Raw genomic sequence first — 15,233 nt, 5'->3', positions numbered from 1 at the left:
TTCCCCTCAACCGCGCCGGTGGCCGGGTTGATAGAAGCGCGGGGGGACGATCGTCGCGGCGGCGTCGACCTTCCCCTGGGTTACTTCCTTCATATAGTAGATTTCGGCGTCCAGCACCGTGCCCTCGGTTGCGTATCGCGCCTCGACGGTAGCCAGCGCGATATTGCGCTTGGTGATCGGCGACCATGTGGCGGAGGTGACTTGGCCGACTTCCCGCCCGCGATGATAGAGATAGGCGCCCGTCGCCGGCTTGCGTCCCGTGACGTCGAGGCCGACCAGGCGGCGCTTCGGCCCGCCCGCCTCGCGCTCGGCGATCAGGGCGCGGCGGCCGTTGAAATGCGGCTTCGCCAGATCGACCGCCCAGTCGAGCCCCAGCCCCGACGGTGTGCGCGTCTGCGAGGGGCGGATGGCATGCCGGGCGCCGACGAACTCCACATTGATCAGGATATGCCCGGCCTCGATCCGCGCGACGTCGAGCGCGCGCGAGCCGATCGGCCGCAGATAGTGAAGATCGCTTCTCGCCATCAGCGCGTCCCACAGGGGCAGGGCATGCTCCGGCGCCACCCAGAGTTCATAGCCCAGATCGCCGGTGAACCCGGTGCGGCTCACCGTTACCGGATAGCCTCCCGCACCCTTGAAGGTACCGATGCCGAAGAAGGGTAGGGCGGCCGCCTCCGCCAGACCGATATCGGCCAGAACCTGCTTCGATGTCGGTCCCTGCAGGGCAAGGCCCGCGATTTCCTCCGTCACCTCCTCGACCTGGGCGTCGAAACCGTGCGCGGTCTCCGAGAACCAGGCGAGTTGGTGTTCCGCGCAGTTGATGCGGAATTCCGTCGGGGACAGGCGGAAGATCGTGCCTTCCTCGATCACCCGCCCGCGCGCGTCGCACCAGGGGGCGTAGGTGACGCGGCCGGGCTTCAGCTTGTCGATCCGCTTGCTCACGAGGCGATCGACGACGGCCTCCGCCTCCGGTCCGGCGATGCGGTATTTCAGCATCGGCGAGACGTCGTAGAGCGAGGCGCCGGTGCGGATCGCGAAATATTCGTCCTCCGCATCGTAGAACAGGCTGGCGGTCGTATAACCCTGCCATGCTTCCCACGCGTTGGCGAGGTTGAGGGCGGCGAGCCGCTCATGGAACGGGCTGCGCTTCAGCATCGGGCCGCGCGGCAGCATCGGTGTCTGGGTCTGCGCCGGGCTCATGGTGGTGGCGGTGGCGGTCGTCATGCGGCTTCTCCCTTCACCTTGCCGGACGCCTTCTCGGCGGCGAGCGCCGCGCGCGCGCCGTTGAGGCCGGGTTGTCCGCTGATCCAGCCGCCCGGATGGGTGCTCGCCCCGCAGAGGAAGAGGCCCTCTATCGGCGTTCGATATTGGGCCCAGCCGGGGACCGGGCGCAGCATGAAGGCCTGATCCAATCCCGTTTCCAGATGATGCCAATGGCCGCCCGGCGCGCGGTGGCGCGCGGCGATGTCGGCGGGCGTGGCGAGGTGCGCGCCCTCGACCCGTCCGGCCAGATCGGGGCACAGATCCTCGATCCGCGCGACGAGGCGCTTGGTGAAGGCGTCCCGTTCCGTCTTCCAGTCACCGTCCTTCAAGTCGCCGGGTACGTATTGGATCAGCGCATGGGCGCGGGCGTGCCCCTCGCCCTCGTTCACGACGGTCACTTCGAAGGGCGGGTCCTCCGGCAACTCACCGTATTTCGCGCGGTCGAAGGCGCGCTCCACCGCCTGGATGCTTGGCGCGTGGACACGGCGCGTGGTGGCGAGGGTGTCGGGATCGCCCCCCGCCGGCGGCGCGGAGAGGTTGAGGATCAGATGCGCCGTCACGCCGGCGCCGCGCGCATGGCGCACCGCGCGCGTGAAGTCCGTATCCAGATGACGCGGCCCGACCAGGTCGATAAGCGTCGTTCCCGCATGGGCGGATGACAGGATCGTTCCAGCCCGGATCGTCCCGCCGTCCGTCAGTTCGACGCCCGTCGCGCGGCCGTCCTCCACCAGAATGCGGGCGACGGGGGCATCGGTCCTGATCTCGACGCCATGGGAGGCCGCCGCCTTCCTCAACGCGTCGATCAGGGCGGCGGTGCCGCCTTCCGCAACGGCCTGCGTGCCGGGCCGGCAGCCCGCGCCGCCGGCATGGCGCATCAGCAGCGGAAAGACCGTGTTGGGGGAGCGCGCGCCCATCCGGTTGCCGAGCACCGCGTCGAAGGAAAGGAGCCCGCGCAGCACATCGCTCTCGAACACCTCCTCCGCCAGATCGGCGACATTGAGGGGCAGGATGCGCAACAGATCGCGCATGTCGGCCCGCCCCATGCGCCGCACCGCGAAGCCGAGCCGGGCGAGCTCCCAGCGCTCCCCCCAATCGTCGAGCCTTAGGCGCGGCGGCGTGCGCTCCAGGAAGGGGGCGAGGCCGGCGGCCAGCCGCGCCATGCGTTGCTGGAAATGCGGCCAAGCCTCCGCGTCGGCCGGGGAAAGCGCGTGGATCGCTTGCCGTGTCGCCGCCGGGTCGTCGGGCTGGAGGGGGAGGGGGGAGGTCCCCTCCCGCAGGATCTCCGTCGCCAGGGAACGTGTGCGGAAGCGTAGGCCGTGCCGGTCCAGGGCGAGGGCGCGGACCACCGTCTCCGACAGGCGCCCGATGGCCGGCGCGTGGACCGCCATGCCGCCCAGCTCGGCGGATGCCTCGATGAGCAGCGTGCGCTTGCCTATCTGCCCCATCAGCGCGGCGGCGACGAGGCCGTTGTGCCCGCCGCCAATGACGATGGCATCATAATGTTTCGCGTTGCCGGTGGTCATGCGGCCCTCCGCTTCAGGTCGTGCAGCATCTCGCGCGCCGCGTTGGCGCCCGGCGCGCCCATGGCGCCGCCGCCCGGATGGGTGCTGGAGCCGCACATGTAGAACCCCCGGATGGGGGAGCGGTACTGGGCATAGCCCGGCACGGGCCGGTTGAAGAGAAGCTGGTCGAGCGTCAATTCGCCCTGGAAGATGTTTCCTTCGGTCAGGCCGACTTCCGCCTCGATATCGGCGGGGGTGCGGACCCAGGCGTCGAGCACGAGCTTCCGGAAACCCGGCATGTAGGATTCGATCGTGTCCAGAACGGTATCGCCGAAGGCTTGCCGGCTCTCCGCCGTCCAAGGGCCGTCGGCGAGTGTCGGGGGCGCATATTGCACGAAGACGGACATATAATGCTTGCCCGGTGGCGCCATCGAGGAATCCAGCGTCGAGGGGATGAAGATGTCGAGATAGGGCTTCTTCGACCAGGTACCGTTCTTCCAGTCGTCATAGGCGCGCTCCAGGTATTCGAGCGAGTCGCCCACATTGAGCCCGCCGCGCATCAGCTTCGGATCGTGACGCAGCGCCGGTACGTCCGGCAGCGCGTCGAGCGCGATATTGAGCTTGCCCGACGATCCCCGGATCTTGAACCGTTCCACCTGGTCCACGAACGCGCCCGGCAGATGCTTGCGCGGGGCGAGTTTGAGGAAGGTGCGCTTCACGTCGAGATTGGAGACCACGGTGCGCGCGCGCACCTCCTCGCCATCGGCCAGCACGACGCCCGCCGCGCGGTCGCCCTGCATCAAGATCTCCGACACCTCCGCACCGGTGCGGATTTCCGCGCCATGCTCGCGCGCGGCGCCGGCCAGCGCCTTGCTGATCGCGCCCATGCCGCCCACGGCGAAACCCCAGGCGCCGACATGGCCGTCCAGATCGCCCATCACATGATGCAGCAGCACATAGGCGCTGCCCGGCGAATAAGGGCCGAGCGCGGTGCCGATGATCGATCCCCCGGCCAGCGCCCCCTTCACCACGTCGGATTCGAAATAGCGGTCGAGGAAATCGCCGCAGCTCATCGTCCAGAACTGCATCGCCTGATAGAGCGCGTCCTCGTCCAACTGACCGAAGGCGCGGCCGATCTCCAGCAGGCCCTTGATGTCGCGCGGCTTGAAGCTGGTCGGGTCCGGTGGCGTCTTCAGGAGAAGCGGGCGGATCGCCCGGCATTGGCGATAGAGGTCGCGCATGAACTCGTCGAACGCATCGGCGTCGCGGGCGGAATGGCGCGCGATTTCCCGCCGGGTCTGGTCGGCGTCCGGATACATCGCGAAACGATCGCCGCCCCGCATCAGGCACGCCGTGGTGCCGTAGGGGATGATTTTCAGCCCATGCTTCGGCAGGTCGAGATCGCGCATGATCTCCGCCCGAAGCAGGCTGCAGACATAGGAACAGGAGGAATAGGTGAACCCGGGATGCCGTTCCTCCGAGATCGCCGCGCCGCCGATCGCGTCGCGCCGTTCCAGCACCAGAACCTCCAGCCCGCCGCGCGCCAGATAGGCCGCGGCCGCCAGGCCGTTATGTCCGGCGCCGATGACGATGGCGTCATAGCGTTTCACGCCTGAACCTCCTGTTTCGCGAAGGGGCGGTGGCCCCATGAAATCCGCGGCCAGTCTAGGCGCGCGGGGTGACGCTGTCCAGTTCACTGAATGACTTTTCAGTCAAACTATGGAATCTTATACATTCTAATTCATGTGTTTACGTGCCATTGTGATGGCATGGGATTCTGAATAGAGACGCTGGAAATGCGCATGCATGGAACGGGATTATCCAAGCGCGGGCGGCGGCGCCCGGTCGGTGGGCGTAAATCGGCAACGGCGCTGCTGGGGATCGGTTTGCTGGGGCTTTTAATGACGGCCGCGCCTGCCGTGGGTGGCCGCGACACGGCCGCATGGGCCGGCGAGGAGGAGCCGCCGGTTGCGGAGCCCCGGACCGATGAGCCGGTCGAGGATTGTGGCTGCAAGCGCCGGTTCAGGCGCCTCGACAATCCCATCCGCCCGAAGGAGACGAAGGCGGCGGACGACGATAACGCGTCATCGTCCCGAACGGGCGAGCAGGGGGAGGGCGCGCGTCCGTCGGATTGACGGTCCCCACGCGCCTTCCGGATCTAACGCGTATCCTTGTCGAGCAGGATCACGGAATCGTCGGCCCAGGTGAGCCAGACCGGCCGTCCTTCCTGCTTCGCACCGTCGCCGACGAAGGGAAGGTCGGGCGCGGCCACGGCGAGCGGTTGGTCGAGCCCGTCCACGCGCACGTGGAAATGGCTGCGGTCGCCGAGATAGGCGGCGGCTTCGATCCGTCCCTTCACGACATTCCCTCCGCCGTTCGGCTCGCTGTCGGTGAGGGAGAGTTTCTCCGGCCTGAGCGCGGCGATCATATGCGCGCCCGTCGTCACCGCCGTGCCGTTGATATGCGCCTTCATACGGCCGAGCCCCTTGGCCTCCAGCGCCGCGACGCCATCCGCGACCTGGCCGACGGACGCCTCGATGAAGTTCATCTGGCCGATGAAATCGGCGACGGTCATGCTGGTCGGGCGGTTGTAGATATCCTTGGGCGAGGCGACCTGCAGCGCCTTGCCCTGCGCCATCACCGCGATCCGGTCGGAAAGCGTCATGGCTTCCTCCTGATCGTGGGTGACGAAGACGAAGGTAATGCCGAGCGATTGCTGGAGCTGTCGCAACTCGATCTGCATGTCGGTGCGCAGCTTCTTGTCCAGCGCGCCCAGCGGTTCGTCCAGCAACAGCACCTTCGGCCGGCGGATGAGCGCGCGGGCCAGCGCGATGCGCTGGCGCTGCCCGCCGGAGAGTTCGTTCGACTTACGCTTGCCGTAGCCGCCGAGCTTCACCATCTCCAGCGCCTCGTCGACGCGTTTGGCCTCTTCCTGCTTGGAGAGCTTCTCCTTGCGCAGGCCATAGGCGACATTCCGTTCGACATTGAGGTGCGGAAAGATCGCGTAGCTCTGGAAGACCATATTGGTCGGCCGGACATGGGGGGAGACACCCGACATCGGCACGCCGTCGATATAGACCTCGCCCTCGTCCGGGGTTTCGAAGCCCGCCAGCATGCGCAGCAATGTCGTCTTGCCGCAGCCCGAGGGTCCGAGCAGCGAGAAGAACTCGCCGGTGCGGATCGCGATATTCACTCGATCCACGGCCACAACCGCGCCGAAGCGCTTGGTGACCTGTTCGATATTCAGGAAGGAGTCGTCGGAAGACATCCGCCTAGTTCCCTTCTGTCTTGGGGGCGGTGGGCCCGCGTCCGCGCAACCATTGCGCCAGGAAGACCACCGTGAAGGTGACCGCGACGATGCAGGTGCCGAGCGCCAATACGCCCGGAAGCTTCTGCGGGAAACGGAGTTGGCCATAGATGAAGATCGGCAGGGTCGGGTCGGTTCCCGCCAGGAAGAAGGCCATGATGAACTCGTCGAACGAGATGGTGAAGCACAGCAGCAGGCTCGCCAGGATGCCCGGGAAGACCATCGGGAAGGTGACCCGCCAGAAGATCCACCAGGCATTGTCGCCGAGATCGGCGGCGGCCTCCTCCATCGACTTGTCGAAGCCCTCGAAGCTCGCCATCAGCGTCACGATGGAAAAGGGCACGCAGATCAGCACATGCCCGACCGTCACGGTGATGAGCGAGAGCGGAATCCCCATTTGGCTCAGCAGGATCAGCAGCGCCACGCCCATGATGATCGGCGGGATCACCAGTGGCAGCATGACCACGCCCAGGACCGGCTTCACGCCCTTGATGCGGAAACGCGTGACCGCCTTCGCCCCGAAGATCCCGAGTATGGTCGCCAGGACCGAGGCGCTGACGCCGACCTGAACGCTGTTCATGAGCGCGGCGTGCATCGCGTCGTTGGCGAACATCTGCTGGTACCATTGCGTCGTGAACGCCTTCAACGGAAAGGCGATATAGATCGCGTCGTTAAAGGAGAACAACGGCAGCAGCAGGATCGGCATGTAGAGAAAGGCGAGATACCCGATCGCATAGACCATCAACGGCCGGTTCGGGCGGTGCATGTATCCGCCGGCGCTCATATCGCGCGCTCCTTGATCTGACGCGTGACCCAGATAAGGCCGCCGCACATGATCGACACGATGATCATCATGGAGATGGCCAGCGCCGAGCCGAGCGGCCAATCGTTCAATTTGCCGAACATCTTCTGGACGATATTGGCCAGCATCATGCCATCCGGCCCACCGACCAGCGCGGGCGTCACGAAATCGCCGAAGGTCGGGATGAAGATCAGCAGCAGCGCCGCGATCACGCCCGGCATGGAGAGCGGCAGCGTGATCCGCAGGAACCGGGCGACCGCGCCGTCGCCGAGGTCGGCGGCCGCCTCCAGCAGGGAGCGGTCGATTTTCTCAAGCGAGACATAGATCGGTAGGATCGCGAAGGCGGCCCAGGCATGGGCCAGCGTGATGATGACGGCTTCCGGGCTGTAGAGCAGGAACTCCAGCGGCTCGGAAATCAGGCCGAGCGACATCAGCCCCGAATTGATCGCGCCGTTATAGCCGAGCACCACCTTCCAGGAGAAAACGCGCAGCAGATAGCTGGTCCAGAAGGGCAGCGTCATCATGATGACCCAGGCGAGTTTCCGCCGGTGGACGTGGAAGGCCACGTAATAGGCCATCGGATAGGAGATCAGAACGGTCGCCAGCGCGCAGGTTCCCGAGATCATCAGGGTGCGCAGGAACAGTGCCTCGAAGATCGGATTGGTGAAGACCTTCGCGTAATTATCGAGCGTGAAGGTCATGGTGATGTCGAAGCCGGACTGAACCCAGAAGCTCAACGCCACCATCATGGCCGTCGGCGCGCACATGGCCAGCGCCATGACCGCCAGTGTCGGGGAGAGCAGGGCATAGCCGCGCAGGCTCTCGCTTCGTCGGAAAAGGGTCGCCAAGCGACCGCCGCGTGGTCGCGACTCCGTTAATTCGGGTTCGCTCAGCGAGGTTGCATCAACCACGTGTTCGACCTCTCGCGATCATCCGATCGGCCGGTCCCGACGGCATGCGCGACGTTGGGCGTAACGCTGCCTCAAGTCCGGAACGATCGACGGGTAGGAGCGGAACAACCGCCGAAAATCTTACACCGAAAATCCAAATCCGGTAGCACCGCTGCCGCCGCCCACACCGGCATGCTGCGGCGCGGGCGGCGACATCGGTGACCAACCAGGAATTCTTGTGGCGCCGGCGAAACTTAGAAGCCGGCCTTAATGTTCTCGAATTCCTGATTCATCCGCGTCTCGAACTCCTGGCTCTGCGGAATCTGGAACTTTCCGGCCGCAAGGATGTCGTTCGGATTGGAACTGAGGCCCTTCGCCGCAAGATCTTCCTCGGAGAAAGCCTCGAAGGATTTGGCGTTGGAGTGCCCATAGCCGTACTCACCGATCAGGAACTTGCCGGTATCCGTGCTGATCAGGGAATCGATGATGTCGTGGGCGAGGTCGATGTTCGGCGCTTCCTTGTGGATCATCGCGCCGCAGACCCAGGTCAGCGCGCCTTCCTTAGGAGCGGCGAACTTGACCGGCAGACCCTGGTTCTTGAGCGCGGCGGCGGATTCGTTCCAGGTCATGGCCGCGACCATCTCGCCCGAGGCCAGCGCCTGCTCCAGCGACGTGGTCTCATCCGTATAGGTGCGGATCAGGGGACGCTGCTCGCGCATCACGGCGGCGATCTTCTCGAATGCCTCGTCGGACGCCATGTTCTCGAAATCGACGCCGGCATAGATCGCGCCGACCCACCAGGCGTCGGCCGCCGAGGCGAGCGAGCCCAACCGGCCCTTATAGCGCTCGTCCCAGAGGATACCCCAGGATTCCGGCTCGCCCTGCAGGTCGACGAGGTCGGTACGATAGGTGACCGAGGTTTGGCCCCATTCCATCGGAACCATGTAGGGGCGGCCGTCCGCCATGTTGCCTTCCAGCTCGTAGAGCGAGGGGATGACGTCCGACCAATTGGAAAGCCGCGACGGGTCGGCGGTTTGGAACAGGCCGGTCGCCACCCAGCGCGGAACCGCCTGGTTGCAGGGATGCGAGACATCGACGACATAGCCGGCGCGCATCTTGGTCAGCCCTTCCTCCGACCCGCCGAAGGTGGCGAAGCTCGGCGCCTCGCCATGTTTTTCTATATAGGGCTTGAAGAGGTCGGGGATGTCGTAACCGCCCCAGGTGAAATAAATGGCGTCCGAGCCGGCGGCCCGCGCGGTGCGCGGCAGGATCGGCGCCATCGCGACCCCGACACCGATCGCGGCCAGGCCGTTCAGCATGTCGCGGCGGCTAAGGGCGCCGTCATGAAAAGCCTTAACCTTGTCCTTGATCTGCATCCTCTGTCTCCCAGTAGAGTTCGATTGTGTTCGACGTCGGCGTATCGACGATATGCGATATCGGAGGTGCCCGCGCATGGCGCGCGCCAGCCCCAATCCATAGGCCACCCGTTGGCCGGATGTCGTTGTCACTTTCGCGCCGGCACATGCCGGATCCGATGGTCGGATTCTGCGCCGCCCGTCGGCAAATCCTCGACGTTTCACTAAACGTTCATTCAATCGTATGGCCCTGACGCGCGTCGCGTCAAGTATATAGCGCGTAATTTTTGACTATACAGTCGTTCAGTGAGGGGCGCGCGACTCATGGAGATGGCTTCGGTTCGCCTAAGTTGGCGGGCAAGCCGGGGGTTAGGCGGGGGTTTCGCGCTCCAGGACGGCCTGCGTCAGATGATCGTATTCGGAGCCCAGGAAATCGTTTGGAAACAGGGCCGCGAGATACTGCAGGCATGTCCGGATCGCGATATCGCGGCGGAACTGCTGCGGTGCCATCAGGAGTTCAAGCCAGAGTCCATCGGTAATGCAGCGCAGGCCGCGGGCCGCGAGCGCGGCATCGACGGCATAGCCGCCTTCGCGCGCGATTTCGACGCAAAGCTCCTCCACGGTCTGGGCGAAGGCGCCGTCAGCCTTGGCGCAGACTTCCAGATAGGTCGGTCGCGACTTCGCCTCGCCCCAAAAGGCATACCAGACCGCGATTTTCTTGCGATTGCAGACGCGCGGGCTGAAGTCCGCGCGGATCAGCGCCAGCAACTTGTCGCGCGCCGTGCGCGGTCCGGCGATCGCCCTGGACCAACTCGCCCGGTATTCCTCCGTTAGATGCCGCAGGGTCTCGACCAGCAGGCGCTCCTTGCTGGTGAAGTGGAAATTCACCAGCCCCCGCGACACGTTCGCGCGTTGCGAAACCTTCGCGAGCGTCATGTCCGCGAAGCCGTCCGCCGCGATAACCTCCACCGTCGCCGCGATCAACTGCTGGCGCGTGGCTTCCTTCTTCTCGATCCGGGTGGTCGGCGCGTCGGCCTTGCGTGCCTTGGCCATGGGGGCGCTATCCTGTCACTGTTGTCCGTTGTTCGGGCTAAGGGATGATCGTCCGCATGAGCTTCGCCGCGTGCCTCGCGGTATCTCCAAAGCCTTGGGGACGCGCCATGATGCGACATCGAGAAGCGATATGAAATCGAAAGTTGAACGACGTAATTTGACTGAACGTCTGTTCAGTGTTATCTCCTGAGACACGATCCGGCAGAAGACCGCGACAGGTGGTTTCCGGCTATCGGTTCACGGCGCGTGCCACAGGCCGCGCCATGACCGGGTGCGGGCAGAACCGTCTTCGCCGGATACGGTCCGGAGAGGCCAACCCGGAACAATCCCCCCGGAATTCGGAACACAAGAAGCGAAAGAGCCGTCCCATGAAGAGCATGACCCGCCCGAACAGCCATGAGAGCAGCGTCGATGTCGCCTCCGTCGAGGCATCGGCCAAGCGCCACCTTATCCAACCCTGGGACATGGTCGATCAATTGGGAGACGAGGCGCGTCCGGTGATGGACCGGGCCGACGGTGTCTATGTCTATGATGGCGCCGGCAACCGGCTGATCGACGGGCCGGGGGGCATGTGGTGCGTGCAGGTCGGTTATCGCCGGCCGGAGATCGCCGAGGCGCTCTACGGGCAGGCGATGCATCTCGGCTATAACTCGCCCTGGTTCTCGACCAGCGCGCCGGCGGCGGAACTCGCGGAGCGCATCGCCGCGATGACGCCGGGCGATCTCAATAAGATTTTCTTCACGACGGGCGGCTCGACGGCGGTCGACACCGCGCTGCGCTTCACGCAATTTCTCAGCAATGTGCGCGGAAAGCCCGAGAAGAAAATGATTCTTTCGCGTGGCGATGCATATCACGGCTCCACTTATCTCTCCGCATCCTGCTGCGGCAAGTTGCGCGATCGCGACTATCTGGACGTGGCGGAGGATTTGGTCGTCCGACTGTCCTCGCCCAATCCCTATCGCCGGCCGGATGACATGACGGTCGAGCAATTCGGCGATCACTTGATCGCGGAACTCGAGGCCAAGATTGCCGAGGTCGGTGCCGACAAGATCGCATGCTTCATCGGCGAGCCGATCCTGGCTTCCGGCGGCGTCATCATTCCGCCGCCCGGCTATCACAAGCGTGTGGCGGAGGTTTGCCGCAAGAACGATATCCTGCTGATCCATGACGAGGTGGTGACGGCCTTCGGGCGTCTCGGCCATTGGTTCGCCTCGGAGGATGTGTTCGGCGTGACGCCGGATATCATCACCTTCGCCAAGGGGGTGACCTCGGGCTATGTCCCGCTTGGCGGGGTTGCCATATCCGAACGGCTGTTCGACGAGATCGAGCGGTCCGAGGAGGGCGTTATGTTCGCCAACGGCTATACCTATTCCGGTCATCCGATCGCCTGCGCCGCGGCGCTCGCCAATATCGAGATCATGGAGAAGGAGGGGCTGCTTCAGCACGTGCTCGATATCTCGCCCTATTTCCTCGGGCGGCTGAAGGAGCTGGAGGAACTGCCGCTGGTCGGCGAGGTGCGCGGGCAGGGGCTGATGGCCTGCGTCGACGCGGTGGCCGACAAGCGCAGCCGCAACCCCCTCAGTCTCGACAAGAAGGTCGGGGAGCGGATCGACCGCCATACCGAGGCGATGGGGCTGATCGTCCGGCCGATGTACAATATGTGCGTCATGTCCCCGCCGCTCGTCATCGAGCGCTCGCAGATCGACACCATGGTCGAGATCCTGCGGGAGGGCATCCTGCGCACGCAGAAGGATTTGGAAGCGGAAGGTATCTGGTCCGCCTCCAACGCCGCCTGAGCTCTCCCGGACGACCGGCTATCGCCACGTTCACTGCAGGGGGAAGGGCCCATGGCGCGCGATCCGCGTTTCGATATTCTGTTCGAGCCCGTGACCATCGGGCCGAAGACGGCACGCAACCGTTTCTATCAAGTACCGCATTGCACCGGAATGGGACGCGGGTGGCCGCGTACCCTGGCGGCGATGCGCGGCGTGAAGGCGGAAGGCGGCTGGGCGGTCGTGAATACCGAATATTGCTCGATCGACCGGACATCGGACGACACGCCCTATCCCTATGCCCGGCTGTGGGACGAGGAGGATCTGCGCGCCAACGCCCTGATGGTGGAGGCGGTGCGGGAGCATGGCAGCCTCGCCGGTGTCGAGCTCTGGCATGGCGGCAGTTCCATCGCCAACTTGGCCAGCCGCGAGCCGCCCTTCGACCTGCAAAGCCTGCCGGCGCGCGGCGATCCGATTCAGTCGCGCAAGCTCGACGCGCAGGACATCCGGGATCTTCGCCGTTGGCACCGGCAGGCTGCGGAGCGCGCCTATCGCGCGGGCTTCGACGTCGTCTATGTCTATGCCACGCACGGCTATCTCCTGCATAATTTCCTGCTGGGGCCGATGAACGACCGGCGGGACGAATATGGCGGTTGCCTCGAGAACCGGGCCCGGATCGTCGCCGAACTGGTCGAGGAGACGCGCGAGGCGACCAAGGGCGAATGCGCGGTCGCCGTGCGCTTCACCGGGTCCCATTCCCCCGGCGGTTTCGGGCCGGAGCCGGACGAGATCCGCGATATGCTGGCCCATCTCGGCCCCTTGGCCGATCTCTGGGACCTCGTATGCGACGACTACGGTATGGAAATGGGGCATTCCCGTTTCGTGGACGAGGGCGTGCATGCCGATTGGCTGGCCGAGGCGCGCGGACTGGTGGGCAAACCGGTCGTCAGCGTCGGCCGCTACACGACGCCCGATGCGATGGCGACGCTGATACGGCGCGGGGCGGTCGATTTCATCGGGGCCGCGCGACCCTCGATCGCCGATCCCTTCCTGCCGAACAAGATCGAGGCGGGCGAGCCCGAACGCATCCGCGAATGCATCGGCTGCAATATCTGCTACGCCTTCGATACGCGCGGCGCGCCGATCCGCTGCACGCAGAACCCTACAATGGGCGAGGAGGGTCGGCGCGGCTGGCATCCGGAACGGGTGCCGGCCCGGGGCTCCGACCGCTCTATCCTGATCGTGGGGGGCGGTCCGGCGGGGCTGGAGGCCGCCTGCACGCTCGGTCGCCGGGGCTATGACGTGGTGCTGGCGGAGGCATCGAACACGCTCGGCGGGCGCGCGGGTCGGGAGGCACGGCTTCCCGGCCTCTCCACCTGGGCGCGGGTGCGCGACTATCGGCTGGAGCAATTGACGCGCCTTTCCAATGTGGAAACCTATCTGGAAAGTCCACTCGACGCGGCGGCGATTCGGGACCTGGGGCATCCGGTCGTGGCACTTGCGACCGGGGCGCGTTGGCGGCGCGACGGCATGGGGCGGTGGTTCCATGCGCCGGTCCCTGCGCTGGAGGGGGACGAGGGTCTCTACACGCCCGACGACCTGATGGGCGAGGGCGGGGCGGATATCCTTTCCGGTGGGCCGGTCGCGATCTTCGACGACGACCAGCATTACATGGCCTCCGTCCTGGCGGAGATGATTCGGAAGACGGGCCGGGCGGTTACGCTGATCACGACGGCCGGGCGCGCCTGCGCCTGGGGCGCGCATACGGAGGAGGACTTCCGCACCAATGCCCGCCTGATCGAACTGGGCGTGGAGATCGTGCCGAACCGCGCGGTATCCGCCTTCGCGGGCGGGGTGGTGGAAACGCGCTGCATCTTCACCGACCGCGCGGCGTCGATGGCCGCGCCCAACCTTGTCCTTGTCACGTCCCGCGCGCCGGAAGACGGGCTTTATCATGAACTGACGGCGGCGCCCGATGCGCTCGCCGAGGCCGGAATCGGGCAGGTGGCGCGGATCGGCGATGCGCTGGCGCCCGGGCTGATCGCGCATGCGGTGCATGGCGGACACCGTTTCGCCCGCGAGATCGACGACGCGGTCGTGCCCATCCTGATGGAGGCGCCTGACTGACCGATGGTGGCGATCGGTCTCCGATCGCCTTGCCTGGAACGAGAAGGAGAAAGCGATGACCGAAAGTCCCGCGCATGAGGACGAATACACGGACGAGCTGATCGAGTTTCTCGAATCCCTCTGGGGCTGGGGCTTCCTCTCGCCCGGCGGGCCGGAAGAGGTGGCGCGCGTCCTGGAGGGTATCGATCTATCCGGCAAGCGTGTGCTGGATATCGGCTGCGGATCCGGTGGTATCGCCCTCAGCCTCGCGCGCGATCACGGCGCGGGCGCGGTCGTTGGCATCGATGTCGAAGGGCCGGTGGTGCGCAAGGCGAAGGCCCGCGCGGCGGAACTCGGCCTCGCGGCGCGCGTCGACTTTCAACAGGTCGCGCCGGGCCCCTTACCCTTCGAGGCGGAAAGCTTCGATATCGTGTTCAGCAAGGATTCGATGATCCATATTCCGGACAAGGAGGATCTCTTCGCCGATATCTTTCGTGTGCTGAAGCCGGGGGGCCGAATCGCGGCCAGCGATTGGATGATCGCGCATGACGACGCGCCATCGCCGGCGATGAAGCATTATCTGGAAATGGAGGGATTGAGTTTCGGTATGGCGTCGCCAGACCGCTATCGCCGGGCGATGAAATCCGCCGGATTTCATAATGTTCATCTTGTGAACAGAAATGCCTGGTATGTCGGAATCGCGCGCGAGGAACTGGCGCAACTGAAGGGACCGCTCTATGAGAAGGCCGCCGCCGCCTCCAGCCCCGCGACGGTGGATCACAATATCGGCACCTGGACGGCGATGCTGAGCGTGCTGGAAACCGGCGAGCACTGCCCGCACCATTTGCATGGGCTGAAGCCGGCGGGGTGAAGCCGCAAGGGAAAGCCTGGGGGCGGGCTATCCCCATAGGTCCGCCGCGGCGATTAGGGACGCAAACGAGAAAGGCCGCCCCGTGGGGCGGCCTTTTTAATGGCTCCGGCGGCAGGACTCGAACCTGCGACCCAGCGGTTAACAGCCGCTTGCTCTACCAACTGAGCTACACCGGATCGGTATGTCGGTCGGGGTGTCACCGGGGTGCCCGCCCGACCGGGCGCGTGTATAGCAATCCGGCTGGTGCTTGCCAAGAGCCGAACGGTGAAATTCGTCATCGCCCAGTCATCTTCTTCGACGACGTCTCGGCAT

The 15,233-nt window shown here is 65.3% G+C and carries 12 protein-coding genes and 1 tRNA gene; 4 read left to right on the top strand and 9 right to left on the bottom strand.

What is annotated here, in order from left to right:
* Nucleotides 1-6 precede the first annotated feature (6 nt).
* From KAJ83_RS01770 to KAJ83_RS01760, 3 genes are read right to left on the bottom strand one after another with little or no spacing between them, the layout of a single operon-like run.
* On the bottom strand, nt 7-1,224 hold the full coding sequence (locus tag KAJ83_RS01770) for an aminomethyl transferase family protein (RefSeq protein WP_210680295.1): 1,218 nt from the start codon (nt 1,222-1,224) through the stop codon (nt 7-9).
* Nucleotides 1,221-2,786, bottom strand: coding sequence for a phytoene desaturase family protein (locus KAJ83_RS01765; protein WP_210680294.1), 1,566 nt, complete (start codon nt 2,784-2,786; stop codon nt 1,221-1,223). Before KAJ83_RS01765 ends, KAJ83_RS01770 begins: the two co-directional genes overlap by 4 nt.
* The gene (locus tag KAJ83_RS01760) at nt 2,783-4,375 is read right to left on the bottom strand and encodes a phytoene desaturase family protein (RefSeq protein WP_210680293.1); all 1,593 of its coding nucleotides are present in this window, start codon (nt 4,373-4,375) and stop codon (nt 2,783-2,785) included. The genes KAJ83_RS01765 and KAJ83_RS01760 overlap by 4 nt, the downstream gene beginning before the upstream one ends.
* 186 nt (nt 4,376-4,561) lie before the next feature.
* On the opposite strand from KAJ83_RS01760, the gene KAJ83_RS01755 reads away from it, so the two are divergent.
* Nucleotides 4,562-4,900, top strand: a complete 339-nt coding sequence (locus tag KAJ83_RS01755) for a hypothetical protein (protein WP_210680292.1) — start codon at nt 4,562-4,564, stop codon at nt 4,898-4,900.
* A 23-nt stretch (nt 4,901-4,923) separates the two neighbouring features.
* Here KAJ83_RS01755 and KAJ83_RS01750 read toward each other — a convergent pair whose 3' ends face one another.
* The 5 genes from KAJ83_RS01750 to KAJ83_RS01730 form a co-directional block, all read right to left on the bottom strand.
* Nucleotides 4,924-6,033 carry an ABC transporter ATP-binding protein gene (locus KAJ83_RS01750; RefSeq protein WP_210680291.1) on the bottom strand — a complete coding sequence of 370 codons (1,110 nt, stop codon included), beginning with the start codon at nt 6,031-6,033 and terminating at the stop codon, nt 4,924-4,926.
* Nucleotides 6,034-6,037: 4 nt separating this feature from the next.
* The gene (locus KAJ83_RS01745) at nt 6,038-6,856 is read right to left on the bottom strand and encodes an ABC transporter permease (RefSeq protein WP_246484146.1); all 819 of its coding nucleotides are present in this window, start codon (nt 6,854-6,856) and stop codon (nt 6,038-6,040) included.
* Nucleotides 6,853-7,722, bottom strand: coding sequence for an ABC transporter permease (locus tag KAJ83_RS01740; RefSeq protein ID WP_246484145.1), 870 nt, complete (start codon nt 7,720-7,722; stop codon nt 6,853-6,855). Before KAJ83_RS01740 ends, KAJ83_RS01745 begins: the two co-directional genes overlap by 4 nt.
* Before the next feature lie 296 nt (nt 7,723-8,018).
* Nucleotides 8,019-9,140, bottom strand: a complete 1,122-nt coding sequence (locus KAJ83_RS01735; protein WP_210680290.1) for an ABC transporter substrate-binding protein — start codon at nt 9,138-9,140, stop codon at nt 8,019-8,021.
* Nucleotides 9,141-9,488: 348 nt separating this feature from the next.
* Nucleotides 9,489-10,172, bottom strand: coding sequence for a TetR family transcriptional regulator C-terminal domain-containing protein (locus KAJ83_RS01730; RefSeq protein ID WP_210680289.1), 684 nt, complete (start codon nt 10,170-10,172; stop codon nt 9,489-9,491).
* Between the two features lie 368 nt (nt 10,173-10,540).
* On the opposite strand from KAJ83_RS01730, the gene KAJ83_RS01725 reads away from it, so the two are divergent.
* From KAJ83_RS01725 to KAJ83_RS01715, 3 genes are read left to right on the top strand one after another with little or no spacing between them, the layout of a single operon-like run.
* On the top strand, nt 10,541-11,968 hold the full coding sequence (locus KAJ83_RS01725) for an aminotransferase (RefSeq protein WP_210680288.1): 1,428 nt from the start codon (nt 10,541-10,543) through the stop codon (nt 11,966-11,968).
* A 51-nt stretch (nt 11,969-12,019) separates the two neighbouring features.
* Complete coding sequence (locus tag KAJ83_RS01720) at nt 12,020-14,071, top strand: oxidoreductase (RefSeq protein WP_210680287.1); 2,052 nt, start codon at nt 12,020-12,022, stop codon at nt 14,069-14,071.
* A 55-nt stretch (nt 14,072-14,126) separates the two neighbouring features.
* Nucleotides 14,127-14,921 (top strand): methyltransferase domain-containing protein, encoded by a 795-nt coding sequence (locus KAJ83_RS01715; protein WP_210680286.1) that lies wholly within the window; start codon nt 14,127-14,129, stop codon nt 14,919-14,921.
* Between the two features lie 100 nt (nt 14,922-15,021).
* Here the strand turns inward: KAJ83_RS01715 and KAJ83_RS01710 are convergent.
* Nucleotides 15,022-15,097, bottom strand: a tRNA-Asn gene (locus tag KAJ83_RS01710).
* Between the last annotated feature and the right edge of the window lie 136 nt (nt 15,098-15,233).

It is taken from the genome of Marivibrio halodurans (assembly GCF_017963645.1).
Taxonomy (GTDB): domain Bacteria; phylum Pseudomonadota; class Alphaproteobacteria; order UBA8366; family Aestuariispiraceae; genus Marivibrio; species Marivibrio halodurans.
Note: the sequence above shows the minus strand (reverse complement) of the source record. Positions and strands in the feature narration are given on the sequence as shown.